Below are 24,828 nucleotides of genomic sequence, written 5' to 3' on the forward strand. Positions count from 1 at the left end.
CACAAAAAATAATTTCAAAAAAAATTCAGATTTCTAATTTCGCTTAAAAATGGCATTGTCCTTGGCGTTGATTTTATTACTTTTACAATATGATTTTAGTTACAGGAGCAACCGGTTTAGTAGGCACACATTTATTGATTCATTTGATTGAAAATCAAAATAATGAAAGCAGTACCATACGTGCTATTTATCGAAATATTGCATCAATCGAGAAAACAAAATCCTTATTTGCCTTTTACAAAAAAGAGTTCCTCTTGCAGCAAATTGAATGGGTTCCTGCAGATATTACTGATGTTCCATCTTTAGAAATTGCTTTTCAAAACATCACAGACGTTTACCATTGTGCCGCCTTAATTTCCTTTGACCCTGCGGATGAAAATAAACTTAGAAAAATAAACATTGAAGGAACCGCAAACGTGGTGAATTTTTGTATTGCATACGGTATAGCAAAATTGTGCTTTGTAAGTTCAATAGCAACACTTGGAGATTTATTACCGCACGAAAAATACATTTCAGAAGAAACAGAGTGGAATCCAGAACAAAACCATAGTGACTATGCCATTTCTAAATATGGCGCCGAAATGGAAGTGTGGCGCGGCCACCAAGAAGGTTTAGATGTTATAATTATTAATCCGGGAGTTATTCTGGGACCTGTACTAGATCACAAAGATTGGGAACAAGGAAGTGGTCAATTATTAACTCAAGTAAAAAAAGGACTGAAATATTATACAAAAGGCACCTCTGGATTTGTTGCCGTTACAGATGTTGTAAAAATAGCTGTAGCATTGATGCAAAGCACTATAAAAAACGAACGTTTTATTATTATTGCTGAAAATATAACTTTTCAAAATGTACTTAATACTATGGCCGATGCATTGCATGTAAAAAGACCCAACACGCATGCAAGCCCATTTTTAATGGAAACTTTATGGCGTTTGGACTGGTTATCATCTGTTGTTTTTAGAACTAAAAGAAAGTTATCTAAAATCACAGCAAAGGCAACCTACACCCAAAATACCTATTCAAACCACAAAATAAAACAGCAACTCAATTTTAATTTTACGGCTGTACAACCCTATTTACAATCGATTATTAAACCGATAAAGAAGATTTAATTTACTGTTGCCGTATCAGTGCTAGCAGCAGTTTTAATTTTATTTTTTTTGGACTTAGCTTTCTTATCGTCAATTTTAGCTTGAGTCTCTGCTTTTTTAACATCGGCTTCAAGACGTTTTATTACTTTCTCAAACATGGATTTGTACAGTTCATCATCAGCGGCGTAGTACTTGTTGTTTTTCATATACTGTATACTATCTACCTTATACTTTTTTAAAATAAAAGCACTTGCATTGATTTTAAAAGAATCTAAAGAGGCCGGGTTTTGGTATTTTATGGCTTCTAAAACTGACAAATCATACATGATATCTACCATAACACCTTTCTCTATGAGCTTTTCAGGTTCAGGAATGCCATTATGGTCTTTACAACTCAATAAAAGAAGAAAACATATTACGGAGACACAGTGTTTAATCATGATATTTATCTTTCAAATTCTAAACGTTTTCCAGCGCGAATGTCCTTTACCTTGAATGCATTGTAAACTAATTGTCCATTTACAAAAGTATGCGTAATTCTGGATTTAAATGTAAATCCTTCAAAAGGAGACCAACCACATTTAGCCAAAATATTTTCTTTTTTTACGCTCCATGGCAAACCTGCATTAACAATAACTAAATCAGCATAATAACCTACTTTAATGAAGCCTCTTTTGTGGATTTTAAAAATCTTAGCTGGATTATGACACATTTTTTCAACAATTTTCTCCACGCTAATTTTACCTTGATGGTGAGCTTCAAACATGGCTACTACTGCGTGTTGCACTAATGGCCCTCCTGATGGTGCATCCAGATATGATTTTTGTTTTTCCTCTAGTGTATGTGGTGCATGATCTGTTGCAATCACATCAATTCTATCGTCAAGCAAAGCTTCCCACAACACTTTACGGTCTTGAGCTGTTTTTACAGCTGGGTTCCATTTAATCAAGTTTCCTTTTGTAGCATAATCATCATTGGTAAACCATAAATGATGAATACAAACTTCGGCAGTAATTTTCTTTTCTTCTAACGGAATTTTATTGGTAAACAATTCCATTTCTTTTGCCGTAGAAAGATGAAAAATATGCAATCTAGCACCTGTTTTTTTGGCAAGAGCAACTGCTTTTGAAGAGGAAATGTAACACGCTTCTTCACTTCGGATTAAGTGATGGGCTGATACTGGTATGTCTTCTCCATACAATTCTTTATACTGAGCTAAATTATTGCGTATTGTAGTCTCGTCTTCGCAGTGTACGGCAATTAACATGGAAGTACTTGAAAATATTTTTTCGAGTGTAACTTCATTATCTACTAACATGTTTCCGGTTGAAGACCCTAAAAAGATCTTGATTCCAGCAACATTTTTAGGATTAGTTTTTAAAACTTCTTCTAAATTATCATTTGTAGCTCCCATCATAAAAGAATAATTGGCAAATGATTTTTGGGAAGCCAAAACGTATTTTTGTTCTAATATTTCTTGCGTTACCGCATTAGGTACTGTATTAGGCTGCTCTATATAAGTGGTGATTCCGCCTGCTACAGCTGCTCGCGACTCTGATTCTATATCGCCTTTGTGCGTAAGTCCTGGTTCTCTAAAATGTACTTGATCATCAATTGCTCCAGGAATTAAAAAATTCCCTTCGGCATCAATAATTTTACAATCAGAAGATTTAGCGCTAATACTTTCGGCTATTTCAACAATGATTTCGTTTTCAATTAACACATCCCCTTCAAAAACTACCCCTTCATTTACAATTTTGGCGTTCTTAATTAAAATCTTGTTCATATTAATTGTTTTTTTATAATGTATTAATCATTTTTTTTAATCGCAAAGCAATTACACCAAATACGGCTTCAACAATGATGGAATTACTCATCTTAGACTGACCTTTTGTTCGGTCAGTAAAGATAATAGGAACCTCAACAATCTCAAATTTTTTGCAATAAGTACGGTATTTCATTTCTATTTGAAATGCATAACCCACAAATCGTATTTTATCTAAATTGATTTCCTCAAGTACTTTTCGCTTATAGCAAACAAAACCTGCGGTGGCATCATGAATTTTCATTCCAGTAACCCAACGCACATATACTGATGCAAAATAAGACAACAATACCCTACTCAATGGCCAGTTTACCACATTTACACCCGTTACATAACGAGAACCAATTGCTAAATCGGCATCGCCAAAGTGACAAGCGTTGTAGAGTTTTTCTAAGTCTTTTGGGTCGTGAGAGAAATCTGCATCCATTTCAAAAATGAATTCGTATTGATGACGCAATGCCCATTTAAATCCGTGTACATACGCTGTACCTAAACCTGATTTTTTTTCTCTTTTTTCAAGAAATAAACGGCCTTCAAATTCTTTTTGGAGAAGCACTACTTTATCCGCAGTATAATCTGGAGAGTTATCATCAATTATTAAAACATGAAAAAGCTTGTGTTGTGATAGCACAGCTCTTATGATACTTTCAATGTTTTCAATTTCGTTATAGGTAGGGATTATAACTATACAATCATTCATTTTTTTCAACTAAATTCAGTGCAAAAGTAACCATTTTATGCCATTTCAACCTTAATAAAATTATAATAAAAAGAATGATATAAAAATTAGTAATTTTGCAAGGCTATGATTGAAACCGTACTTCATCCAAGAATCATTGAGAACAAAGATTGGGCAACAGCACTATTTGTTCTTTCATTTGCTATAATAGCAATCACTAAATCTGTATTTGAAAATAGATTTGGTGAGTTTGCCAATCTCATTTTTTCTAATAAATACATTAAAATTTACCGTGACAGCAGTCATTTAATGAGTAGTTTTACTGTTGCGCTATTTTTTGTACAAATCATTTCGTTTGCTTTTTTTATCTTAATTGCGTTAAGCCAGTTTGGTTATGCCTCGAAAACAGATTGGATCTTGTACATCCAAATTGTCACTTTTTTGATATTTTTTATCCTATCGAAATACCTCATCGAAAAAATCATTGCTACATCTTTCAATATTGAAGAATTCATGGAGCAATTTAACCTTCAAAAAGTTACCTACAGAACGTATATAGGACTCTTAATACTTCCTATTAACATTATTTTATTCTATTACGATACAATTTCAAGAAATTTTCCTTTAGCTATAATCGCTACAATATTGATAGCCAATGTACTAACCTATTTGATTTCAATAAAAAATTATCAAAATATAATATTCGGTAAGTTGTTTTATTTTATTTTATATCTTTGCGCCTTTGAAATAGCACCCTATTATTTTATGTATTATTGGTTTACAAAAGGGGTTGCTTAGAAAACGTTAAATATGAAAGTGAAAACAATTTTGGTGTCACAACCCGAGCCTAAAGTGGAAAATTCTCCTTACTTTGAACTTCAACAAAAACACAAAGTAAAAATTGATTTCAGACCTTTTATTCACGTAGAAGGAGTAAATGCCAAAGAAATTCGACTACAAAAAATCGATCTTAACCATTACACGGCAATTATTTTAACGAGTAAAAATGCGGTTGATCATTTTTTTAGAGTAGCTGATGAAATGCGCTATAAAGTTCCTGAGGGATTAAAGTATTTTTGTCAATCTGAAGCTATTGCTTTTTACCTACAAAAATACGTGGTATACCGTAAACGTAAAATTTACGTAGGACCAAAAGACTTTGCTGATTTATCTCCGCTGATAAAAAAATACAAAGACGAAAAATTCTTACTACCGGCTTCGGATCAATTAAATGCTGATGCACCAATAACGCTAAACGCTCTAAAGGTTGATTGGACTCCTGCTGTTTTTTACAAAACGGTAATGAGCGACTTATCTGATCTTGCTGATGTGTATTATGATATACTGGCTTTCTTCAGTCCTACCGGAATAAAATCATTGTTTATGAATTTCCCTGATTTTGAGCAAAACAATACACGCATAGCAGTTTTTGGAAGTACAACACAAAAAGAAGCACTAGATCATGGTTTAAGAGTAGACATTCTTGCACCAACACCAGCAACACCTTCTATGACTATGGCTTTGGAAAAATACATTACCGAAGCTAATAAAGGAAAATAATTTTTTTTACAACATACACATTAAAGCCATTCAAAATCTGAATGGCTTTTTTTATATCAATACATTACCCACTACATTTCTTTAATCAGCATTGCTTATAATAGTATTTGTTGTAAATTTGGTTTTCAAAATCAACCAAACATCATCATCTTGTTTAAATTTATAAGCTATGAAAATAAATTCCTTAGTCGTAGAAATTGACGGAATTGATAAAGAAATTCTACGTGACCTCATGGAAGATGCTAGAAAACCTATTCTACAAATTGCGAATAAAATAGGAATATCAGGAGCGGCTATTCACCAGCGTTTGCGAAAATTAGAGCAATCAGGTGTTATATCTGGATCTAAATTTACAGTCAATAGCAAAATTCTAGGCTATAACACAATGGCATTTGTGGGTATTTATCTAGACAAAGCAGCCCGAAATGCAGAAGCCGTTAAGGATTTAAAAAAAATTCCAGAAGTACTAGAATGCCACTACACTACTGGAAACTGGTCTATATTAATTAAAATTATTTGTAAAGACAACGAACATTTAATGCACTTACTCAATACTAAAATTCAAGCTATTGAAGGCGTTTCTAGAACTGAAACGTTTATCTCGCTTGACCAGCAAATAGATCGACAAATACAACTTTGAGGAAAGTGAGTTGTGAGTTGTTAAATATAAAAAAATCCAAACTCCATTGAAATTGGAATTTGGATTTGATTATTAATTATATTAAAGTTGGAGAATTAGTCTCTTCTTCCTCCCATATATATTGAAATATAATAAAGCAACGTTGCTATAGAACCTAATGCGGCTACAACATACGTTCTGGCTGCCCATTTTAAAGAATCTTTGGCACCAGCCTGTTCTTGAGGCGTAAGCATTCTTTTGTTTTCTAACCAAGCCAAAGCACGATTACTAGCATCATATTCTACTGGCAAAGTAACAATTGAAAATAAAGTGGTTGCTGCAAAAATAATAATCCCTACTAATAACAAACCCGGAAAGGTCTTGATCATTAAAATTCCAGCCAGTAAAATCCACTGCATATAACTGGAGGCTACGTTTACAACAGGAACTAGTTTAGATCTCATAGTAAGCCATTGGTAACCCACAGCATGTTGTACTGCGTGTCCACATTCATGAGCGGCTACGGCAGCAGCAGCGGCATTGCGCTGGTTGTAAACGGCTTCACTTAGATTTACCGTTTTGTCTGCAGGATTGTAATGATCTGTCAAACGCCCTGGAGTAGAAATCACTCTCACATCTCTGATTCCGTTATCTGCTAGCATTTTCTCAGCTATTTCAGCACCTGACATCCCATTTTGCAAATGTAATTTTGAGTAGTGTTCAAATTTGCTTTTAAGTCTTGAACTAACTAACCAACTAAAAAGCATTATTGCTCCAGCTAGAATTAAATAACCCATTCCCATATCTTTGTTTTTTATATTTTTATAAAGTTAATAAAGAAATAGCAAAATTTGAACCACTTTTTGTTAATGTCAATGTGACATTTGTTAAAAAAAATCAAGTAAGAAATGGAAACAAATTAATTTTCCAAATTGAAGCTACGCCTCTGTCTCTAATTGATCATTAATTCTTTGAAATTTATCAATCAAATTATCTATTTTCAAATTTTCCTTAACTATTTGTCTAGGACGTAAGTAAAACCAAACAAATACACCCCAAAAAAATGTAATTGTATAAGCAAAAATTCCCCAGAACAGAGCCATCATAGCTGCGTATTCATACATATATAAACACAGTCCGAATCCGAGAACTAAAAAGTAAATACTTAACATTTTGGACTGCAGGAACTTTTGTTTGGTTTTAATCGCTATTAATTTTTGCAAATATGCCGCATTACTATCGGTGTTATCTATTGCTTTATATGCATCAAACAATTTATTATACACAAATAGATAGATCGCCATTATAGCAACATTCAAAACGATTCCTATTTTGGTTGAAACCCATTGGGGTTGGTAATAAAACCAAATCAAAAGTATCAATACGCAAGTTGCGATAAGCATCACATTCGTAAGTATTAATCTTCGGAGACTAGTTTTCTTAAAATGTTTTAGCTTGTCCATCAACTCGTTTATATCGGGCTGAGTTATCGATTGCTTTTTCCATAAGTCTTTAAAATCTATATTATTTTCCATGTTCTTGAAATTTGTGAGTCAATTTCTCTTTTATTCTATGAATTTTTACTCTGATATTAGCTTCAGAAAGCCCAACGATTTTTGCTATTTCAGCCTGTTTAACATCTTCGAGTTCGAGTGAGATAATAATACGGTCGGTTTCCGGAAGTTCGGCAATGCATTGGTATAAAAACTGAATCTGCGGTTCCAATGAATTGTGCTTTTCTTCGGTGATGTTTATGGGAAGTTCCGCTTTTGGGAACCGATTTTCTTTTTCGATCTGCCTCAGACAATTGTTCGATGCTATTCGGAAAATCCAAGTCCCGATGCTGGATTCATTTCTAAATGTTTCTAGTTTTTGCCAAACAATGATAAATGTTTCCTGAGCAAGGTCCTGCGCAATGTCATAATCATTGACATACCCCATGCACAAGCGAAAAATCTTGTCCCAATAGGTTTTATAAATTGCTTCAAACTCCATTCTTATAATTTTATAAAGTTATTCAGCTGCTCCAAATACCATGCTGTATCATCATACATAATAAAGTGTAAGCCTTTGTTTGCATACTGAAAATTGGCAGTTTTTAAGTTTTTATACTGCGCTTCAATAGGTTCTTTGAAATTTGAAAAACCAAATTCTAAGAAGATCAATGAAGGACATTTTATGGACGCAATTTTCTCTCTCAAATCAGTATTTGAAAAATCACAATACATTTGACTAAACGTTTTTCTATCCGATTTCATACTCCAACTTATTGCTTCATCTTGCTTGGAAGGATTAGCCAGCAGCATTGCCATATTTCTTTTTTGCATTTGAAGAAACTCCTCTTCAGACATAGCGCCTATCTGATTGAGCATTGGACTGCAGTCATTATTTTCTTGTGATTTAAAAGAAGGATCTCTCAAAGCGGCCAAACAAGGTAGCGCATCGACAACAACAATCCTGCTGATCAGTTCCGGATAATCAGATGCTATCGCAAGCGCAAGTCCGCCACCCATGCTGTGTCCCACTATAATTGGTTTTTCAATTTTATAGGCTTTTATATAATTGACAATCTCTGTTTCCCAATTTTTGAATGAAGCATTCGGCTGTGGTTTAACTCCCGCAAAACCTGCCATAGTAAATGTATAACAAGTAAAATTTTTTTCAAAATTAGATTTTGTTTCATTCCAGACATCGCCAGAACTGGCAAAACCAGGTATGAAGATTATGGCTTGTTTGCCTTTTCCTGTTTTTAGAACTTCAAACGGATACGATTTTGTTTGCCCAAACACATTTAAATACAATGCTGAAAATAATAGTGCGGTAACTACGAAGATATACTTTTTCATTTTTAATAGTTTTAAGTTGATAATTAATCGGATCCGCCATTTGGATACGAGAACTATTAAAATGTTACAAAAGTTTTAAAAAAAATTCAAACTACTAGATTTGAAGAAAATAGTGCAAAAAAAATTCCAAACCCAATCGTGAAATTGGAATTTGGAATTTTAATTATTGAAATTGATAGACTATCCTACCAAGTTAATGATTTTCCCAGGAACAATAATCACCTTGTTAGGTGTTTTCCCATCTAGTTGCTTGATGGTTCTTTCGTCTTTCATAACGATTTCCTCGATTTGTGCTGCGGTTAAATCCAAAGGTAAAACTATGGTAAAACGCATTTTTCCGTTGAAAGAAACTGGGTATTCTTTCTCACTTTCCACCAAATGTTTAGGATCAAAAACCGGGAAAGAAACTGTTGCTATCGAACCTTCATGACCTAGTAACGACCATAATTCCTCTGCAATGTGCGGCGCATACGGCGAAATCACAATGGCCAATGGTTCTAAGATATCACGAGAATGACAATTTTGTGCTGACAATTCGTTCACACAAATCATAAACTGTGAAACCGAAGTATTGAAAGAGAATCCTTCAATATCCTCAGCTACTTTCTTGATGGTTTTGTGCAATGATTTTAAGTTTTCTTTCGTTGGTGTGTCGTTGGTCACAATCAAACCATTATCATCGAAATACAAACGCCATAATTTTTTCAAGAAACCAAAAACTCCTGAAATTCCTGCTGTGTTCCAAGGTTTCGCTTGTTCTAATGGCCCTAAGAACATTTCATACAAACGCAAGGTATCCGCACCATATTCTTCACAAATAGCATCTGGAGTAACTACGTTGTATTTGGATTTCGACATTTTTTCAACTTCGCGTAAACAAAGAAATGTTCCATTATCCTCAGTGAAAAATTTAGCGTTACTGAATTCTTCTCTCCAAAATCTTAATTTTTCTAAATCAACTTCATTACTAGCATTAACAAAATTCACATCAATATGAATTGTTCTAAATGATATTTTTGAAATTTGTTCTTCTGTAAGACCTAAAGCTAAAAAGAATGAATTTGACTCTTCATAAAAATTTGGAGACTCAGCTGAAGTAACTATCTTATTAAAAATACTTGAAGAAAAATAAACATTTGGAATTGATTTATCTTCGAGAACTGCTTCATAAACAAAAGCACTCGTTCCCAAAATCATCCCTTGATTGATTAGTTTTTTGAATGGTTCTTCAGTTGGTGCAAAACCTTTGTCTTTTAGGAATTTGTTCCAAAAACGAGAATACAACAAGTGACCGGTTGCGTGTTCGTTTCCTCCTATATACAAATCAACATTTTGCCAGTAGTTAAGAGCTTCTTGGCTTGCAAATTCGGTTTCGTTGTGCGCATCCATATAACGCATCCAGTAGTACGAACTTCCCGCCCAACCTGGCATGGTGTTCAATTCAAGAGGAAAAATAGTCGCATTGTCTACCAAACTCGTTTCGACAATTTTATTGTTTACACTGTCCCAAGCCCAAACCGCAGCGTTTCCTAAAGGTGGCAAACCATCTTCGGTTGGTAGATATTTCTCCACTTCGGGTAAAATGATAGGCAAATGTTGCGCATCAATCATTTGTGGCAAGCCATTTACATAATATACTGGGAAAGGCTCTCCCCAATAACGCTGGCGAGAGAAAACCGCATCACGCAAACGGTAATTAATTTTCCCTTTTCCTTGGTTTATTTTTTCTAGTTCCTCAATTACTTTTTGAGTTCCTTTTTTATAATCTAATCCATTTAAAAAATCAGAATCGACCAATTGAAACCCATCTTTGGCTCCATAAGCCGCTTCAGAAATGTCTTGATCAAATATATTTTTGATAGCTGGCATTCCGTTTTGCCCTTTGAAGAAATTCGCAAAAGCATAATCTCTCTCATCGCCACAAGGAACCGCCATAACTGCGCCTGTCCCGTATCCTGCCAAAACATAATCACCAATCCAAACTGGAATTGGTTCTTTCGTAAAAGGATGTTCTGCAAAAGCTCCTGTGAATACTCCCGAAATAGTTTTCACATCAGCCATACGCTCACGCTCAGAACGTTTTGAAGTTTTTTCGATATAGGCATCGATTTCAGCTTTTTGTTCCGCAGTGGTAATTTGAGAAACCAATTCGTGTTCCGGAGCCAAGGTCATGAATGTAACTCCAAAAATAGTATCGGGTCTTGTTGTGAAAACCGCAATTTTAGAATCAGAATTCTGAACGTTAAATTCTACAGTCGCACCGACTGATTTCCCAATCCAGTTTCTTTGACTTTCTTTAATACTTTCGCTCCAGTCGATATCATTTAAACCTTGCAACAAACGTTCTGCATAAGCTGAAATACGCATGCTCCATTGGGTCATTTTCTTGCGAACTACTGTAAATCCACCACGTTCCGAAACTCCATTTACAATTTCATCGTTAGCCAAAACCGTTCCTAATCCCGGACACCAGTTTACTTCCGTCTCCGCTAAATACGTCAATCGGTATTTCAAAAGGATTTTTTCCTGATTATCTTTTGCGAAAGCGTTCCATTCTTCGGCTGAAAAAGGATCTATATTTTCGTCGCAAACTGCGTTGACAGTTGTATTCCCTTCTTTTTCAAACAAGGCAACTAGGGTTGAAATATCCTCTGCTTTATCGCTGTTTTTATTGTACCAAGAATTGAATAATTGAATGAAAATCCATTGTGTGTGCTTGTAATAATCTGGATTAGAAGTACGCACTTCACGACTCCAATCAAAAGAGAATCCTATTTTATCTAACTGCTTTCTATAACCTGCAATTTGGTTCCCTTCTTTATCCACACCACCGTCAATATTCACACGGGTAGTATCCTCTGGACGCTGGCCCGTTTGAATGGCGTATTGCTCAGCAGGCAACCCAAAACTGTCGTAACCCATAGGATGCAATACATTAAAACCTTGGTGTCTTTTATATCTAGCAAACACATCAGAGGCAATATACCCAAGCGGATGCCCTACGTGTAAGCCCGCTCCAGATGGATAAGGAAACATGTCAAGAACGTAATATTTAGGCTTATCAGCGTTGTTTTCGGCTTTGAATGTTTGGTTTTCTTGCCAGTATTTTTGCCATTTGGCATCAATTTCGTTGGGATTGTATTTCATTCCTATTTTTTATTTTTGTTTAAATGGAGTCATGCTCTCGTAAACTCAAGTCATTTATATAAGGTTCTGAGCAACTGAGTAACAAAGGTTCTAATTTTTATTGTGATGACTATTTTTAGGTGCCAAATTTACGTTTATTGTACGAAAGTTGAAACTTTGAGCGTTATTAACTTTAAATAAAGAATTTCTTTATTATTTTTACCCAATAATTTCAATAAACTATGAGTTCTTCATTTGATAATTTTCAAAAACGCCGTTTAATTTCCTCTTATTTTTCAGTAGTATTAAGTGTATTTTTAGTCTTATTTCTGCTAGGAATCTTAGGATTATTTATCATTAATTCAAAAAAATTAGCCAATGATTTTAAAGAAAACATTGCTATGACTGTTTTTTTTAAGAACGAAGCTAATGATACTATTGTAAAACAATTTGGCACGCAATTAAAAAGGAGTCCTTTTGTGAAAACATACAAATATGTAACTAAAGAAGCCGCTGCAAAAGAACATACTGATATTATAGGTGAAGATTTTATGACTTTCTTGGGCGAAAATCCATTACAAAACTCCTATGATATTCATTTAAAAGGAGATTATGTAGTAAAAGACAGCATTGCAAAAATAGAATTTGGTCTTAGAAAAAATGCTATGATATCTGATATTGTATATGACAAGCAACTTGTTAATTTAGTGAATGACAATATCAAAAAAGTAAGTATGTGGATCTTGATAGTAAGTAGTTTTCTTGCTGTTATTGCCGTTTTATTAATTAACAGCTCTTTGCGTTTATCCATACACTCTAACCGATTCATCATTAAAACGATGCAAATGGTGGGTGCAACAAAATCTTTCATCCGTAAACCATTTGTAATGCGCAGTGTTAAACTGGGTATCATAGGTGCCGCACTTGCAGTATTGGCTTTGATAGGTGTTTTGATTTATGTAGAAACCAGTTTTCCTAACCTTGGAATCCTTGAAGATAAAGGACTTATTGCACTGGTACTAGTAGCGGTATTAGGCTTTGGGATTTTAATTACTTGGTTGAGTACTTATTTTGCTACACAACGATTTTTAAATTTAAGAACTGACGACCTTTATTAGTATTCAGTGTTCAGTCGCAGTTCTCAGGTACAGAGTTAAGTAAAAAAACAACAGCATTTACAAATGGAAGATAAAGATAAAAAAAATGAATTTTTGTTTGAGAAAGTAAACTACAAAATTCTATTAATTGGACTTGGAGTTATTGCTTTAGGCTTTATCCTTATGTCAGGTGGAGGAAGCGAAGATCCAACTGTTTTTAATGAAGATATCTTCAATTTTAGAAGAATTAGATTAGCACCAACAACTGTTTTAATCGGTTTTGGGATAACTATTTATGCTATTTTAAAAAATCCAAAAAAAGCATAAATGAATACATTACAAGCTTTTTTGATAGCTATTATTGAGGGATTGACTGAATATCTTCCGGTATCATCTACCGCGCATATGGTTTTTTTGAGTTCTTATTTTGGAATACAAGAAGACGATTTTGTGAAACTGTTTCAAGTTTCTATACAATTTGGAGCCATATTGGCTGTAGTAGCATTGTATTGGAAAAAATTCTTTGATTTTTCTAAATTTAATTTTTACCTCAAACTTATTTGCGCCGTAATACCTGCGCTTGTCTTGGGGAAATTATTTGATGATAAAATAGAAGCCATCTTAGGAAATCCTATACCAATTGCGATTGTTCTTATTTTAGGCGGTGTTGTTTTACTTTTTATTGACAACTATTTTCAAAATCCTACCGTTTTAAAGGAAGAAGACATTTCTATAAAAAAAGCAGTAACCATCGGTTTCTGGCAATGCTTGGCTATGATGCCAGGAACTAGCAGATCTGCCGCATCAATTATAGGCGGAATGCAGCAAGGTTTATCTCGTCATGCTGCTGCAGAATTTTCTTTTTTTCTAGCTGTTCCTACTATGATGGCAGTGACTTGCTACTCTGTTTTTTTAAAGACGTACGAGAGCTCACAAATGAAAGGCTACGAACTCATTTTAAAATCAGATCAAAACATTCAACTCTTCCTAATTGGTAATGTGGTAGCCTTTATTGTTGCTGTGATTGCCATAAAGTTTTTTATTGAAATCATAAAAAAATATGGATTTAAGCCATGGGGCTGGTACCGTATTATTGTGGGTGTGTTTTTATTAATTTACTTTTCGTATTTAAAATAATTCCTATTGAAAACAGCTGATGAGTACCTAGAAGGTCAAATTTTATTGATTGACAAACCTTTGCATTTTACTTCTTTTCAAGCGGTAAATAAGCTTAAATATGCTTTGATTAATAAAGTAGGTTTGCCAAAAAAATTCAAAATTGGCCATGCCGGAACCTTAGATCCATTAGCAAGTGGTTTATTGTTAGTTTGCACCGGAAAATTCACCAAACGAATTACAGAACTTCAAGGTCAAGCCAAAGAATATACGGGGACTTTTTACATAGGGGCCACAACGCCATCTTATGATTTAGAAACAGAAATTGACCAAACATTCCCTACTGCACATATCAACGAAGAATTAATTCATGAGACGGTAAAACAATTTTTAGGCGAAATTGATCAAGTACCTCCTATTTTTTCGGCAATAAAAAAAGACGGTGTACGCTTGTATGAGCACGCACGTGCCGGAGAAAGCATTGAAATTGCAAGCCGTAAAACCACCATACACGAGTTTGAAATTACCCGAATTGCACTTCCCGAAATAGATTTTAGAGTAGTTTGTAGCAAGGGAACCTACATTCGTTCTCTAGCGTATGATTTTGGAAAAGCCATGCAATCTGGCTCACACTTAACAGTTTTAAGACGCACAAAAATAGGCGATTATGATGTAAAAAACGGCGTTAATGTTCTTGATTTTGAAGAAAGTCTTACCTCAAATACCCCTTAATTGAAGGTATTCATTATTATATTATTGTTTCCTTTTTTTGCTTTTTCCCAAAACAAAACACGCTCCTTCGTTCAATTTGATGTTTCCATACCCATTAAAGGCAATCAAAACAATGGATCGCAAAACAACAATCAACAATCTAATAATAGCTGGTTTCTGCCAGATGGAATCAATAGCAAAATAGGTATTTGTTTAGAACCTAAGAAATGGAATGCTTTAGGAATATATTCCGGAATAGACTTGAAATAGTCTGAAAAAATTGTTCTAGTACCCGTTTTTTCGAATCTTAGATTGAGTCCAAAAAGTAGTGATGAAACCCGTATTGCATTACAACTTGAACTAGGAAAAGGAACTACTCTTGGCAGAGGAACATTAAATGGTTTTTACAAAAAAATAAGCTTAGGCATTCAAACTGATGATGATTTAGTTCTTTTTATAGAAATGAGCCATTATAATATTGCTTTTAAAAATCAAAAAGAAACTGGGAGCATTAGTTTGGGATTGGCGTTGAAAACTTTCTAGAAAACAAGACTATTTACAATAAAAAAAACACATGATAAATACATTTTATGTTTTATCATGTGTTTTCATTTTCAAGACCTATAGTTTTAAACTAACTTATACTAGAGGTCACAGTCATTAGTTAATAATTAGGCAAATGTTTTCCACCAAAAAGTGCAAAAGATAAGTAATCATAAACCCTTTCTAATAATTTTTTCATAATAATGTTTTTTTATTGTTAAACAACAGACAAACACCTATAAAAAAAGCAAACTAAAAAGTAGACTTGGTTAGCAATGAGCAAGTTACGATTATTTTTTGATTTAAAACTAAAAAAATCAAAAAAATTTTAAATCCGTTTAATATATCCCGCTAGACGTTGATTTCATTAAACTAGAGGGTACTTTTATCAAGTTCACGCATTAAATTCATCAATTCGTTTTGAGTAGATAGTCCCTTATCGTGGTGGTACCAGAGTTGTAAATTTGTTTTTAGGGTTTCATCAATTACGCCAAACTCTTTTTTGTACTCTAAAACTAAGTCGGTTGCTGCTTTTGGTCTTGGTCCCCAATGTCCTAAAACTCCACCCGTTTCTTTTTTGATAATTACTAGAATTGGTATGGAACGTGATTTATTTGTTAAGAAACAATCCATAAACTCTAGGTTTTCATCTCTAATAACAATTTTTAAATCAATCTTGTCCGTTGCTTCGGCCATTTTATGATAAATAGGTAAAAGTTGAGCAGCATCGCCACACCAACCCTCAGAAATCACTAACCAAATGTACTCTTCTTGTAACGCTTGTAGCTCTTGAATAGTCCTTTCAGTAAGCACAATGGTTTTATCAAGGCGCTTCATTCGAGTCTCATTAAGTTCGCTATAACGCGTTAAATCAATAGACTGCGTGAGTCCAGTAGACTTTTTTTCTAATAATAAATCGGTGATTTTTTTTCTATATTCGGCATAAGAAAGACTATTGAACAAGGCTTTGGCTACAGGAATTTTCATGATATTTAATTTGTTTTTACAAAGCTACCACAAAAATTGATTTTTAAAGTTGATATATATCATTCTACATTCTCTAAAAAAGAGTAATTTTAGCACAAATAGTGAATATGGATCTCAAAACAAAATCAATAGGACTTGTTCTTTCAGGAGGAGGTTCAAAAGGTTTAGCGCATGCAGGCGTGATTAAATTTCTAGAAGAGCAAAAAATAAAACCCAGCCAAGTAGCTGGAACAAGTGCAGGCTCTATTGTGGGAGCACTATATGCCTGGGGCAAAACACCCGAAGAAATTTTAGAATTTTTTAAATCTATTTATCTTTTTCATTGGAAACACTTAACTTTTAAAAAAGCGGGATTGATAGACTCAGAGTCGTTTAGAGTTTATTTTGAATCCATTTTTAAAGATGCCACAATAGGAGACCTAAAAATTCCAATACAAATTACAGCCACTGATATGGTAAGAGGAAAGCTTAAAATTTTTGGGCCAAAAACAAAAATAGTTGATGCCATATTAGCCTCATCAGCATTTCCAGGTATTCTATCCCCATATGAAATTGATGGTAATATTTATAGTGATGGTGGCATACTCAACCATTTCCCCACAGATGTTTTACAAGGACAATGTGAAACTATTATTGGTATTTATGTGAGTCCCATTCAAAAAATTGAAGCTAAAGATTTACGCTCTATCAAAGCTGTTACTACGCGAGCCTTTGACATTCTCTCGGCTAACTCTAATATTCACAAATTTAACATGTGTGATTGGGTAATTGAACCAAAGGATTTATGTCTTTACAGCACCTTTGAAACTAGTAAAATTAAGATGGACCAAGTATTTAATATTGGCTACCAAGCTGCAAAAAAATCCTTTGAAAAACTTAGTTTATAAATTACAATCAAGATTATATTAAAAAAAAAGAAAATTCTATATTTGCACCAATCAACGCAACACACACATGAAATACAAAAGAATTCTACTGAAATTAAGTGGGGAAGCTTTAATGGGCGACTTACAATACGGAATTGACCCAAAAAGACTCGCTGAATATGCTGACGAAATCAAGCAAATTCATAACAAAGGAGTAGAAATTGCCATTGTAATAGGTGGTGGAAACATTTTTAGAGGAGTAGCTGGTGCCAGTGCAGGAATGGACAGAGTACAAGGAGATTACATGGGGATGCTAGCAACGGTAATAAACGGAATGGCATTACAAGGCGCTCTTGAAGAAAAAGGAATGAAAACCCGTTTGCAAACGGCCTTAAAAATGGAATCCATTGCAGAGCCTTACATTAAGAGAAGAGCCGACAGACATCTTGAAAAAGGTAGAATTGTAATTTTTGGAGCTGGGACAGGAAACCCGTATTTCACAACAGATACCGCTGCTGTTTTAAGAGGAATTGAAATCAATGCTGACGTGATCCTAAAAGGAACTCGTGTTGATGGTGTGTATGACTCTGATCCAGAAAAAAATGCATCAGCAGTAAAATTTGATTTTATTTCTTTTGAAGACGTATTGAAAAAAGGATTGAATGTAATGGACACAACGGCTTTTACACTAAGTCAAGAAAATAAATTGCCTATTGTAGTTTTTGACATGAACAAAGTAGGAAACTTGCTCAAAATTTGCGAAGGAGACAATATAGGAACCGTAGTTAATATATAATAGACAGTCACAAGGAAAAACTGCTAAAATGGCAAAACCGTACACTGAGACTGAAAACTGAAAACTAAAATTATGACTGAAGAAATTGATTTTATATTAGATAGCACACAAGAATCCATGATAGGATCTATTGCTCATTTAGAAAAAGAATTCTTAAACATTCGTGCCGGAAAAGCATCACCTGCTATGTTAGGAAGTGTTTTTGTAGATTATTACGGATCAGCAACACCATTATCTCAAGTATCAAAAATCAGTGTTCCTGATGCTAGAACTATTACATTACAACCCTTTGAAAAAAACATGTTACACCCTATTGAAAAAGCAATTATGATTGCTAATCTTGGGTTTAACCCAATGAACAACGGGGATGTAATCATTATAAGTGTTCCACCCTTGACAGAAGATCGTCGTAGAGATTTAGCCAAACAAGCAAAATCAGAGGCTGAGGATGCAAAAATAGGGATTCGTAATGCACGTAAAGATGCCAATACCGACATCAAAAAACTGGAAAAAGACGGTACCTCAGAAGACATTTGTAAAAGCGCCGAGGAAGAAGTTCAAAACTTAACCAATACGTACATCAAGAAAATTGATGAACTATTAGTAGTTAAAGAAGCCGAAATCATGAAAGTGTAAACCTTACATACTAATATTTTAAAAACCGCCTTGTTTATTGATAAGGCGGTCTTTTTGTAGTTTATACTAACCAGTCGTTCGATATATTTCATGCTAAACTAGTTTAGAAAAAAAGCAATAACCTAGCGTTTCACAACACTTACTGCAGTTCCCGTTATCATTACAGTGATTAATCCTTCGCCGCTTTTGAGCTCCACATCTACTTGAATTCCTACTACTGCATTAGCGTTCATTTTTTCGGCATTTATTTTTAGGTTGGTAAATGCCTTCTCTCTTACTTCTGCTATACTTTCACTAATTCCGTCATAATATTTTTGCATGCTAAAAGTTAAACCCATTTTTTGCATGTTGATGGCTGTACCTGACACTATGCCGTTATACTCCAATATTTTGTAATCTTCTACAGAATTAGTTGTTGTTAAAATCATAATTATAAAGTTTAAATTGGTTTCCTTATTAGACTACAATTTCATACTCATGTTACGCAATACCATCTGATAAAGTTCTAATTTATACTGGTAAACTAAATATACAATAGTGACTGAGATATTATATCAGTTACAATTGTAAAAGGAGTGCTTCATTGCAATAGAACTACTTCAGTTTTGTTTAAAAGTAGTATTGAAATTAATTAACAAACTTCAATTCATTCCTTCTCCAAAAAGATAATATTCTAACTTTATTTTAAACAAAGTTCCTTCTACTAAATCTTTTACAGCATTTAATTCCTCCATAGAAACGGCCAAATCAATTTGAGAACAAGGCGTTTTTAATAAAAATTTGTAACACTTATTTTTTAGTTCACAAGAGGCGCAACAGTTATTTTGGAGATAACTCTCGTCAATACAGCACTTAAATAGATGCAATTCTTGTGGGGTAAAATAAAATCCCGTTTCTCTAAAAATCAGTTGAACTTTATCCCATAGAACTGCATTGTCTTTTTTCCAGTAAAAAGCGCTGCCTAAATTATTACGATAGATCTGTTTTATTTCTTGCATCTGTATTCTGTTTGACACAAAAATACATATTATTTATATTTATTCTAAATAATAAAACATAAAAAAGACATAAAATAGTCTTTAAGTGATTCTACGAACGTTGTGTCAAGGAGTGACTAGGAGGTACTAAATCCTAAAAAATTATTCTTCGCTTTTTTCATGATCTTCAACATCTTGTTGCAGGTCTAATTTTCTAAAAGTTGGCGATACAATGCCTGTGAAAAGAACAGTAATTAAAGTCATGCTTCCGCCAAAGACCACTGCACTCACAGTTCCCATCAGTTTCGCAGTTAAGCCGCTTTCAAAAGCCCCTAATTCGTTTGAAGAGCCTACAAAAATTGAATTTACAGCCGCTACACGACCGCGCATGTGATCAGGAGTTTTCAGTTGGAGAATGGTTTGGCGTATTACCACCGAGAATCCATCAAAAACACCACTTAAAAATAAAGCGGCAACGGACAACCAAAAAATAGAGGAAAGTCCAAAAACGATGATGCAAATTCCAAATGAAAAAATGGCTATCAATAATTTCATTCCAGCATTTTTTGTAAAAGGAATGTATGCTGAGATAATCAACATTAAAAAAGCGCCAACAGCGGGTGCGGCTCTCAAAACACCAAAGCCCTGCGGTCCTACTTTTAAAATATCTTGCGCAAAAATTGGTAAAAGAGCTACAGCACCACCAAAAAGAACAGCAATCATATCCAGCGACAAAGCTCCTAAAATAGTCTTGTTATTGAACACAAATTTGACACCTTCTTTTAAACTTTCCATAACAGGCTCACCAATTTTTGGATTCAAAATAGGCTTGATACCAATTTGAGTCAAAGCCAGTAACGCAAAAAGCGAACAGCCTAAAACAATACACATAGACCAATGAACGCCAATCCAATTGATAGAGAAACCCGCTACTGCAGGCCCTAAAACCGAACTGATTTGCCAAACGGAACTGCTCCATGTAGCAGCATTTGGGTACACTTTTTTAGGAACAATCAAGGCCAAAAGAGAGAATATGGTTGGTCCCAGAAAAGCTCGGACTAATCCACCTAAAAACACACAAAAGTAGATAGAATATAAAATGGTTTGGGTTGCAAAATCTTTTATAAAAGGAGGCCACGTCAATAAAAATAACCCCAAACTGATGATTGCAAAACCCAATATACATTTAAACAGCAAACCTTTTTTCTCCTTTTGATCTACAATATGACCCGCAAATAAGGCCATTCCTACTGCTGGAATAACCTCCATTAAACCTATTATACCCAATGATAAGGGACTTTTAGTCAAACTATAAACTTCCCATTCTATGACGATAAACTGCATAGACCAGCCAAAAACCATCGCAAAACGGAGTAATAAAAAAATATTAAATTCTCTATAGCGTAATGCGGAGTACGGATCATTTTGTTTCATCGATTCTAATTTTGTGCTTTAATGTCTCTTAGACGCAATTGTAAACTTACTTTGCCGTTCCACTCATTTTCATCAATACAATACACGGCTTGAAAAGGTTTTTGATTCGCAGTCAATTCAATTTTGTTTCCTAAATTAAACCCAATAGCTGCCAAACCTTCGGTGCCGAGGCTTCGGGATTGTTTTACAAAAAGTTTTAAATGATCGTCTTCTTGTCCCATTGTTTTTCCATAGCCCGTATCTTTGATGTTTTGAGTTAGGAAAATAGGAGTCATATTTTGTGGCCCAAAAGGTTCAAATTGTTTGAGTATTCGAATAAGTTTTGGCGTAATATCCGTAAAATTAATTTCGGCATCAACAGCAATTTCTGGAATTAACAAATCAGGATGAATCGTATTTTTAACTTCTTTTTCAAAAGCATCTTTAAATTCCTGATATTTTTCTGGAAGTAATGTCATGCCTGCTGCATACATGTGACCTCCAAATTGTTCCAAATGTTCAGCACAAGATTCAAGTGCATTGTATACATCAAATCCTTTTACAGACCGAGCCGAAGCAGCATACTTATCGCCACTTTTAGTAAAAACAAGTGTCGGACGATAATAGGTTTCTATCAAGCGAGAAGCAACGATTCCAATCACACCTTTATGCCAATCTTCTTGAAAAACAACCGACGTAAAACGTTCTTGCTCCCCTTTATTCTCAATTTGTTGTAACGCTTCCTTAGTGATTAGTTTGTCTAAATCCTTACGTTCCACATTGTAGGCTTCAATTTCAGATGCAAATTGTTGTGCTTGTTCAAAATCACATTCGGTTAACAATTCCACAGCGTGGTTGCCGTGTTTGATGCGACCTGCAGCATTAATTCTTGGTGCAATAATAAAAACTACATCGGTAATGTCTAATGTTTGTTTTTTTATTTGATGAATAATTGCTTTAATTCCTGGTCTGGGATCACTGTTGATAACCTGTAAGCCAAAATGTGCTAAAACTCTATTTTCACCAGTCATAGGAACAATATCGGCCGCAATAGCTGCTGCTACTAGATCCAAGTACGGAATTAAATCAGAAATACTTTGCTCTCGGTTACTGCCTAACGCTTGAATAAGTTTAAAACCTATTCCGCAACCACACAACTCGTCATAGGGATAGGTACAATCGTCTCGCTTTGGATCCAAAATTGCAACTGCTTCAGGCAAAGAATCACCTGGTCTGTGGTGATCACAAATAATAAAATCAATATTTTTTGCCTTAGCATAGTTGACATGATCTATGGATTTAATACCACAATCTAATGCAATAATTAAGGTAAATTCATTGTCATCAGCAAAATCAATACCTTTAAAAGATACCCCATAACCCTCATCATAACGATCAGGAATATAGGTAGCCACATTGGGATAATACGTCTTTAAATATGAGGATACTAGCGAAACAGCAGTAGTGCCATCTACATCATAATCACCAAAAACCAGAATGTTTTCACCATTTTCAATCGCTGTTTCAATTCGAGACACTGCTTTATCCATGTCTTTCATCAAAAATGGATCGTGTAAATTGTCTAAACTTGGACGAAAAAAAGATCTAGCTTCCTCAAAAGTGGTGATGCCACGTTGCACTAATAAAGTCGCCACAAAGTCTTCTACATTTAAGGCTTTCGCCAAATGTTTCACAGTCTCCTCAGGTGGATTTGGTTTAAGAGTCCAACGCATATTGATGTTAAATTATAAATTTGAAATTTCGATATGAAGTAGTATCGAAAGGGGAGTTTAGCTGTTTTATTTCAACGTTAAAGCACTGCCGTAAAAAGCGATTCCGTCCCAGCCCGTTTTCATAAAATTACGAATGTTTTGATGATCAGTCCCGTCAGGATTTCCTAAAACATCTTCAAAATAGTAAGCGCCAAAGCAAGCTAAAGTTGCTTCTGGAGTTAGTTCCTGCATTTCTGCAAAAGCAAATATTTTACAAGAACCTGAGTTTTCACCAGCAGCATTGTGTTGAGTCCCATTCTCAAACGCAGTGGGTTCAAAATCATAATACTGCTCAATAACTGCAATGGTATCTGCAAATGCAATTGATTCTGGCGTTGTATTTAATTTTTCTAAAAAAGTGTTGATTGTCATAATCAAAAATATTAAAATTGAGATGAAATAGTTTTTGCGGCAGCTACCGCGCCATCCATATAACCCGGATGTTGCAATGCAGTTTCTGAACCAGATAGATACAGTTTTCCGTTCAAAAGTGGTTTTTGAAAAACCATGTGGCCGTTGTTTTGATGTGCTAAAACAAGTTGATCGTAAGGATGAAATGTTAGAGATTCTTCTCTCCATACCTTTTCATGATAGGAAACATAATGAGCTGCTTCGGGACCAAAAAAAGTCGTCAATTGGGTGATTACTTTATCTTGGCGCTCTTCTCTAGAAAGTACAGACGTTCCCGCATTTAAAAATCCTTTCAAAGCAAAACCGGAATGATCAAAGGAAGTGTGGTCATACATTTCCTGAATAATACTTGCTTGGCTGAATAGCGTTCCTGAGTAATTTTGCTCCCTCCAAAAAGGAGTTGTATAAGCTACCGCAAATTTAATACTTTCGCCCATCCACGTATGCGTTTTCTGGGCTACTTGAACTAAATTATCGGGTAAATTGGGTTCAAAAGTTATGGTGTTAATGCCCAAATTAGGCGGAACAGTACTAATAACTTTATCAGCAGAGTAGTTATTCCCATTGGTATCTGTCACAACCAATTGATTGTCTTGCTCTTTTATTGAAGCAACTTTAGTTTGTGTTTTTATATTCTCGATGCCAACTTTACTGATGAGTTGCTCTATCAATATTTTGGTTCCGCCTTCTATTCGGAACGAAGGTTCTTCAGCCTCTGAGATTTCGAATTTTTGTGGTGGTACAAAGGACATCGTTTCAAATAAGGAAATACCTTGAGTATGCTGTCTGAAATAGGGAATATTGAATTCGTGAACTAATGCTAAGAGATTTCGGTGTTGGTTCCCAAACCAAGTCGCACCCATTTCGACAGTAACTCCAGTTGAGGCAGTAACGGTTTTTATGCGTCCCCCTATTCGATCATTCGCTTCCAAAACTAGAACTTCAAATCCTTTTTGCTGTAGTAAAAAAGCAGTATACAAGCCACACAAACCAGCACCAATGATGATTACTTTATCCTTACTCATGTAACTCCTCTCCTGAAAATTTACTTTTCTTAGGTTCTTTTGTCACAGGCTTACCCGCAACAACAACCACGATTTCTCCTCTTGGTGCTGTTTTATCAAAATGTGCTGCAACCTCTTTTACAGTACCTCGCACATTTTCTTCATGTAATTTTGATAATTCTCTGGAAACACAAATTTGACGGTCTTCGCCAAAATAAGTACCAAACTCTACTAAAGTTTTTACCAACTTATGTGGTGAGACATATAAAATCATCGTTCGGGTTTCTTCGGCTAATGCCAAAAAACGGGTTTGACGCCCTTTTTTATCAGGCATAAAACCTTCAAAAATAAATTTATCATTAGGCAAGCCACTGTTTACTAAAGCGGGCACAAAAGCCGTAGCTCCTGGTAAACATTCTACTTCAACACCGTTTTCAATGCAAGCACGCGTTAAAAGAAAACCAGGATCAGAGATGGCTGGCGTTCCCGCATCCGAAATCAAAGCGATGTTTTCACCCGCTTTTAATCTTGAAATAAGGTTTTCAACCGTTTTGTGTTCGTTGTGCATGTGATGGCTGTACATGTGGGTGCCAATTTCAAAATGCTTCAACAATTTTCCGCTCGTACGCGTATCTTCGGCAAGAATCAAGTCGACTTCTTTCAGTATTCGAATGGCTCGAAAAGTCATGTCTTCGAGATTGCCAATGGGTGTAGGAACGATATATAATTTTGACATGGTCATAGAGGTTG

The 24,828-nt window shown here is 34.7% G+C and carries 29 protein-coding genes; 13 read left to right on the forward strand and 16 right to left on the reverse strand.

Annotated features, from left to right (window positions below; all coding sequences use genetic code 11):
* Nucleotides 1-89: 89 nt before the first annotated feature.
* Nucleotides 90-1,115, forward strand: a complete 1,026-nt coding sequence (locus DNC80_RS04605; protein ID WP_182649607.1) for an NAD-dependent epimerase/dehydratase family protein — start codon at nt 90-92, stop codon at nt 1,113-1,115.
* On the opposite strand, the gene DNC80_RS04610 is transcribed toward DNC80_RS04605, so the two are convergent.
* Genes DNC80_RS04610 through DNC80_RS04620 form a run of 3 tightly spaced genes read right to left on the reverse strand, consistent with a single transcriptional unit; the run spans nt 1,112 to nt 3,619 of the window.
* On the reverse strand, nt 1,112-1,534 hold the full coding sequence (locus DNC80_RS04610) for a DUF4296 domain-containing protein (protein ID WP_182649609.1): 423 nt from the start codon (nt 1,532-1,534) through the stop codon (nt 1,112-1,114). The two genes, DNC80_RS04605 and DNC80_RS04610, sit on opposite strands and share 4 nt — an antisense overlap.
* A gap of 5 nt (nt 1,535-1,539) precedes the next feature.
* Complete coding sequence (locus DNC80_RS04615; protein WP_182649611.1) at nt 1,540-2,880, reverse strand: dihydroorotase; 1,341 nt, start codon at nt 2,878-2,880, stop codon at nt 1,540-1,542.
* A 13-nt stretch (nt 2,881-2,893) separates the two neighbouring features.
* A complete protein-coding gene (locus DNC80_RS04620) occupies nt 2,894-3,619 on the reverse strand; it encodes a polyprenol monophosphomannose synthase (RefSeq protein WP_144889756.1) in 726 nt (241 codons plus the stop codon).
* Nucleotides 3,620-3,724: 105 nt separating this feature from the next.
* Between DNC80_RS04620 and DNC80_RS04625 the strand changes: the two genes are divergently transcribed.
* The 3 genes from DNC80_RS04625 (at nt 3,725) to DNC80_RS04635 (ending at nt 5,798) form a co-directional block, all read left to right on the forward strand.
* Nucleotides 3,725-4,396: a DUF4271 domain-containing protein gene (locus DNC80_RS04625; RefSeq protein WP_182649612.1), complete on the forward strand. Its 672-nt coding sequence runs from the start codon at nt 3,725-3,727 to the stop codon at nt 4,394-4,396.
* A gap of 12 nt (nt 4,397-4,408) precedes the next feature.
* Nucleotides 4,409-5,158 (forward strand): uroporphyrinogen-III synthase, encoded by a 750-nt coding sequence (locus DNC80_RS04630; protein ID WP_144889760.1) that lies wholly within the window; start codon nt 4,409-4,411, stop codon nt 5,156-5,158.
* A 169-nt stretch (nt 5,159-5,327) separates the two neighbouring features.
* Nucleotides 5,328-5,798 carry an Lrp/AsnC ligand binding domain-containing protein gene (locus DNC80_RS04635; RefSeq protein ID WP_182649614.1) on the forward strand — a complete coding sequence of 157 codons (471 nt, stop codon included), beginning with the start codon at nt 5,328-5,330 and terminating at the stop codon, nt 5,796-5,798.
* A 95-nt stretch (nt 5,799-5,893) separates the two neighbouring features.
* On the opposite strand, the gene DNC80_RS04640 is transcribed toward DNC80_RS04635, so the two are convergent.
* The 5 genes from DNC80_RS04640 to DNC80_RS04660 form a co-directional block, all read right to left on the reverse strand.
* Nucleotides 5,894-6,580: a zinc metallopeptidase gene (locus DNC80_RS04640; RefSeq protein ID WP_182649616.1), complete on the reverse strand. Its 687-nt coding sequence runs from the start codon at nt 6,578-6,580 to the stop codon at nt 5,894-5,896.
* Nucleotides 6,581-6,715: 135 nt separating this feature from the next.
* Nucleotides 6,716-7,312, reverse strand: coding sequence for a hypothetical protein (locus DNC80_RS04645; protein WP_182649618.1), 597 nt, complete (start codon nt 7,310-7,312; stop codon nt 6,716-6,718).
* On the reverse strand, nt 7,302-7,772 hold the full coding sequence (locus tag DNC80_RS04650; RefSeq protein ID WP_182649620.1) for an RNA polymerase sigma factor: 471 nt from the start codon (nt 7,770-7,772) through the stop codon (nt 7,302-7,304). The genes DNC80_RS04645 and DNC80_RS04650 overlap by 11 nt, the downstream gene beginning before the upstream one ends.
* 2 nt (nt 7,773-7,774) lie before the next feature.
* Nucleotides 7,775-8,623 carry an alpha/beta fold hydrolase gene (locus DNC80_RS04655; RefSeq protein ID WP_182649622.1) on the reverse strand — a complete coding sequence of 283 codons (849 nt, stop codon included), beginning with the start codon at nt 8,621-8,623 and terminating at the stop codon, nt 7,775-7,777.
* Nucleotides 8,624-8,803: 180 nt separating this feature from the next.
* Nucleotides 8,804-11,770, reverse strand: coding sequence for a leucine--tRNA ligase (locus DNC80_RS04660; protein WP_182649624.1), 2,967 nt, complete (start codon nt 11,768-11,770; stop codon nt 8,804-8,806).
* A 221-nt stretch (nt 11,771-11,991) separates the two neighbouring features.
* Between DNC80_RS04660 and DNC80_RS04665 the strand changes: the two genes are divergently transcribed.
* The 6 genes from DNC80_RS04665 (at nt 11,992) to DNC80_RS04690 (ending at nt 15,216) form a co-directional block, all read left to right on the forward strand.
* Nucleotides 11,992-12,867 carry an ABC transporter permease gene (locus tag DNC80_RS04665; RefSeq protein WP_182649626.1) on the forward strand — a complete coding sequence of 292 codons (876 nt, stop codon included), beginning with the start codon at nt 11,992-11,994 and terminating at the stop codon, nt 12,865-12,867.
* Between the two features lie 63 nt (nt 12,868-12,930).
* Nucleotides 12,931-13,173, forward strand: coding sequence for a DUF3098 domain-containing protein (locus DNC80_RS04670; RefSeq protein ID WP_182649628.1), 243 nt, complete (start codon nt 12,931-12,933; stop codon nt 13,171-13,173).
* Complete coding sequence (locus DNC80_RS04675) at nt 13,174-13,983, forward strand: undecaprenyl-diphosphate phosphatase (RefSeq protein WP_182649630.1); 810 nt, start codon at nt 13,174-13,176, stop codon at nt 13,981-13,983. It abuts the gene before it with no gap.
* 6 nt (nt 13,984-13,989) lie between these two features.
* Nucleotides 13,990-14,694, forward strand: a complete 705-nt coding sequence (truB, locus tag DNC80_RS04680) for a tRNA pseudouridine(55) synthase TruB (RefSeq protein WP_182649632.1) — start codon at nt 13,990-13,992, stop codon at nt 14,692-14,694.
* Complete coding sequence (locus tag DNC80_RS04685; protein ID WP_182649634.1) at nt 14,695-14,943, forward strand: hypothetical protein; 249 nt, start codon at nt 14,695-14,697, stop codon at nt 14,941-14,943.
* Nucleotides 14,944-14,985: 42 nt separating this feature from the next.
* Nucleotides 14,986-15,216 (forward strand): hypothetical protein, encoded by a 231-nt coding sequence (locus DNC80_RS04690; RefSeq protein WP_182649636.1) that lies wholly within the window; start codon nt 14,986-14,988, stop codon nt 15,214-15,216.
* A 372-nt stretch (nt 15,217-15,588) separates the two neighbouring features.
* On the opposite strand, the gene DNC80_RS04695 is transcribed toward DNC80_RS04690, so the two are convergent.
* Nucleotides 15,589-16,203: a thioredoxin family protein gene (locus DNC80_RS04695; protein ID WP_182649638.1), complete on the reverse strand. Its 615-nt coding sequence runs from the start codon at nt 16,201-16,203 to the stop codon at nt 15,589-15,591.
* Between the two features lie 107 nt (nt 16,204-16,310).
* Here DNC80_RS04695 and DNC80_RS04700 point away from each other — a divergent pair, with 107 nt between their 5' ends.
* From DNC80_RS04700 to frr, 3 genes are all read left to right on the forward strand, one after another.
* Entirely contained in the window at nt 16,311-17,090 is a 780-nt protein-coding gene (locus tag DNC80_RS04700) for a patatin-like phospholipase family protein (RefSeq protein WP_182649640.1), read from the forward strand.
* A gap of 67 nt (nt 17,091-17,157) precedes the next feature.
* A complete protein-coding gene (pyrH, locus tag DNC80_RS04705; RefSeq protein ID WP_086453837.1) occupies nt 17,158-17,865 on the forward strand; it encodes a UMP kinase in 708 nt (235 codons plus the stop codon).
* A 72-nt stretch (nt 17,866-17,937) separates the two neighbouring features.
* Complete coding sequence (gene frr, locus DNC80_RS04710) at nt 17,938-18,501, forward strand: ribosome recycling factor (RefSeq protein WP_144894208.1); 564 nt, start codon at nt 17,938-17,940, stop codon at nt 18,499-18,501.
* A gap of 122 nt (nt 18,502-18,623) precedes the next feature.
* Here the strand turns inward: frr and DNC80_RS04715 are convergent, their stop codons facing one another.
* The 7 genes from DNC80_RS04715 to rsmI form a co-directional block, all read right to left on the reverse strand.
* Nucleotides 18,624-18,929 (reverse strand): YbjQ family protein, encoded by a 306-nt coding sequence (locus DNC80_RS04715; RefSeq protein WP_182649642.1) that lies wholly within the window; start codon nt 18,927-18,929, stop codon nt 18,624-18,626.
* A gap of 213 nt (nt 18,930-19,142) precedes the next feature.
* Entirely contained in the window at nt 19,143-19,499 is a 357-nt protein-coding gene (locus tag DNC80_RS04720) for a hypothetical protein (RefSeq protein WP_182649644.1), read from the reverse strand.
* Nucleotides 19,500-19,640: 141 nt separating this feature from the next.
* Nucleotides 19,641-20,912 carry an MFS transporter gene (locus DNC80_RS04725; protein ID WP_182649646.1) on the reverse strand — a complete coding sequence of 424 codons (1,272 nt, stop codon included), beginning with the start codon at nt 20,910-20,912 and terminating at the stop codon, nt 19,641-19,643.
* Between the two features lie 5 nt (nt 20,913-20,917).
* Complete coding sequence (gene recJ, locus DNC80_RS04730) at nt 20,918-22,624, reverse strand: single-stranded-DNA-specific exonuclease RecJ (RefSeq protein ID WP_182649648.1); 1,707 nt, start codon at nt 22,622-22,624, stop codon at nt 20,918-20,920.
* Between the two features lie 66 nt (nt 22,625-22,690).
* Nucleotides 22,691-23,035: a HopJ type III effector protein gene (locus DNC80_RS04735; RefSeq protein WP_182649650.1), complete on the reverse strand. Its 345-nt coding sequence runs from the start codon at nt 23,033-23,035 to the stop codon at nt 22,691-22,693.
* A gap of 11 nt (nt 23,036-23,046) precedes the next feature.
* Nucleotides 23,047-24,099 (reverse strand): NAD(P)/FAD-dependent oxidoreductase, encoded by a 1,053-nt coding sequence (locus tag DNC80_RS04740; protein WP_182649652.1) that lies wholly within the window; start codon nt 24,097-24,099, stop codon nt 23,047-23,049.
* Nucleotides 24,092-24,814, reverse strand: coding sequence for a 16S rRNA (cytidine(1402)-2'-O)-methyltransferase (gene rsmI / locus DNC80_RS04745; RefSeq protein WP_182649654.1), 723 nt, complete (start codon nt 24,812-24,814; stop codon nt 24,092-24,094). The genes DNC80_RS04740 and rsmI overlap by 8 nt, the downstream gene beginning before the upstream one ends.
* Nucleotides 24,815-24,828: the final 14 nt, after the last annotated feature.

Origin of the sequence: Flavobacterium sp. SOK18b (genome assembly GCF_014156605.1) — a bacterium.
In the GTDB taxonomy this organism is placed as follows: Bacteria; Bacteroidota; Bacteroidia; order Flavobacteriales; family Flavobacteriaceae; genus Flavobacterium; species Flavobacterium tiangeerense.

Coding starts and splice junctions, on each gene's coding strand:
- DNC80_RS04695 (WP_182649638.1), bottom strand. CDS start 16,203: ATGAAAATTCCTGTAGCCAAAGCCTTGTTCAATAGTCTTTCTTATGCC.
- DNC80_RS04660 (WP_182649624.1), bottom strand. CDS start 11,770: ATGAAATACAATCCCAACGAAATTGATGCCAAATGGCAAAAATACTGG.
- DNC80_RS04640 (WP_182649616.1), bottom strand. CDS start 6,580: ATGGGAATGGGTTATTTAATTCTAGCTGGAGCAATAATGCTTTTTAGT.
- DNC80_RS04740 (WP_182649652.1), bottom strand. CDS start 24,099: ATGAGTAAGGATAAAGTAATCATCATTGGTGCTGGTTTGTGTGGCTTG.
- pyrH (WP_086453837.1), top strand. CDS start 17,158: ATGAAATACAAAAGAATTCTACTGAAATTAAGTGGGGAAGCTTTAATG.
- DNC80_RS04670 (WP_182649628.1), top strand. CDS start 12,931: ATGGAAGATAAAGATAAAAAAAATGAATTTTTGTTTGAGAAAGTAAAC.
- DNC80_RS04605 (WP_182649607.1), top strand. CDS start 90: ATGATTTTAGTTACAGGAGCAACCGGTTTAGTAGGCACACATTTATTG.
- DNC80_RS04715 (WP_182649642.1), bottom strand. CDS start 18,929: ATGATTTTAACAACAACTAATTCTGTAGAAGATTACAAAATATTGGAG.
- DNC80_RS04675 (WP_182649630.1), top strand. CDS start 13,174: ATGAATACATTACAAGCTTTTTTGATAGCTATTATTGAGGGATTGACT.
- DNC80_RS04610 (WP_182649609.1), bottom strand. CDS start 1,534: ATGATTAAACACTGTGTCTCCGTAATATGTTTTCTTCTTTTATTGAGT.
- frr (WP_144894208.1), top strand. CDS start 17,938: ATGACTGAAGAAATTGATTTTATATTAGATAGCACACAAGAATCCATG.
- DNC80_RS04650 (WP_182649620.1), bottom strand. CDS start 7,772: ATGGAGTTTGAAGCAATTTATAAAACCTATTGGGACAAGATTTTTCGC.
- DNC80_RS04635 (WP_182649614.1), top strand. CDS start 5,328: ATGAAAATAAATTCCTTAGTCGTAGAAATTGACGGAATTGATAAAGAA.
- recJ (WP_182649648.1), bottom strand. CDS start 22,624: ATGCGTTGGACTCTTAAACCAAATCCACCTGAGGAGACTGTGAAACAT.
- rsmI (WP_182649654.1), bottom strand. CDS start 24,814: ATGTCAAAATTATATATCGTTCCTACACCCATTGGCAATCTCGAAGAC.
- DNC80_RS04615 (WP_182649611.1), bottom strand. CDS start 2,880: ATGAACAAGATTTTAATTAAGAACGCCAAAATTGTAAATGAAGGGGTA.
- DNC80_RS04625 (WP_182649612.1), top strand. CDS start 3,725: ATGATTGAAACCGTACTTCATCCAAGAATCATTGAGAACAAAGATTGG.
- DNC80_RS04630 (WP_144889760.1), top strand. CDS start 4,409: ATGAAAGTGAAAACAATTTTGGTGTCACAACCCGAGCCTAAAGTGGAA.
- DNC80_RS04645 (WP_182649618.1), bottom strand. CDS start 7,312: ATGGAAAATAATATAGATTTTAAAGACTTATGGAAAAAGCAATCGATA.
- DNC80_RS04655 (WP_182649622.1), bottom strand. CDS start 8,623: ATGAAAAAGTATATCTTCGTAGTTACCGCACTATTATTTTCAGCATTG.
- DNC80_RS04720 (WP_182649644.1), bottom strand. CDS start 19,499: ATGCAAGAAATAAAACAGATCTATCGTAATAATTTAGGCAGCGCTTTT.
- DNC80_RS04725 (WP_182649646.1), bottom strand. CDS start 20,912: ATGAAACAAAATGATCCGTACTCCGCATTACGCTATAGAGAATTTAAT.
- DNC80_RS04735 (WP_182649650.1), bottom strand. CDS start 23,035: ATGACAATCAACACTTTTTTAGAAAAATTAAATACAACGCCAGAATCA.
- DNC80_RS04665 (WP_182649626.1), top strand. CDS start 11,992: ATGAGTTCTTCATTTGATAATTTTCAAAAACGCCGTTTAATTTCCTCT.
- DNC80_RS04620 (WP_144889756.1), bottom strand. CDS start 3,619: ATGAATGATTGTATAGTTATAATCCCTACCTATAACGAAATTGAAAAC.
- DNC80_RS04700 (WP_182649640.1), top strand. CDS start 16,311: ATGGATCTCAAAACAAAATCAATAGGACTTGTTCTTTCAGGAGGAGGT.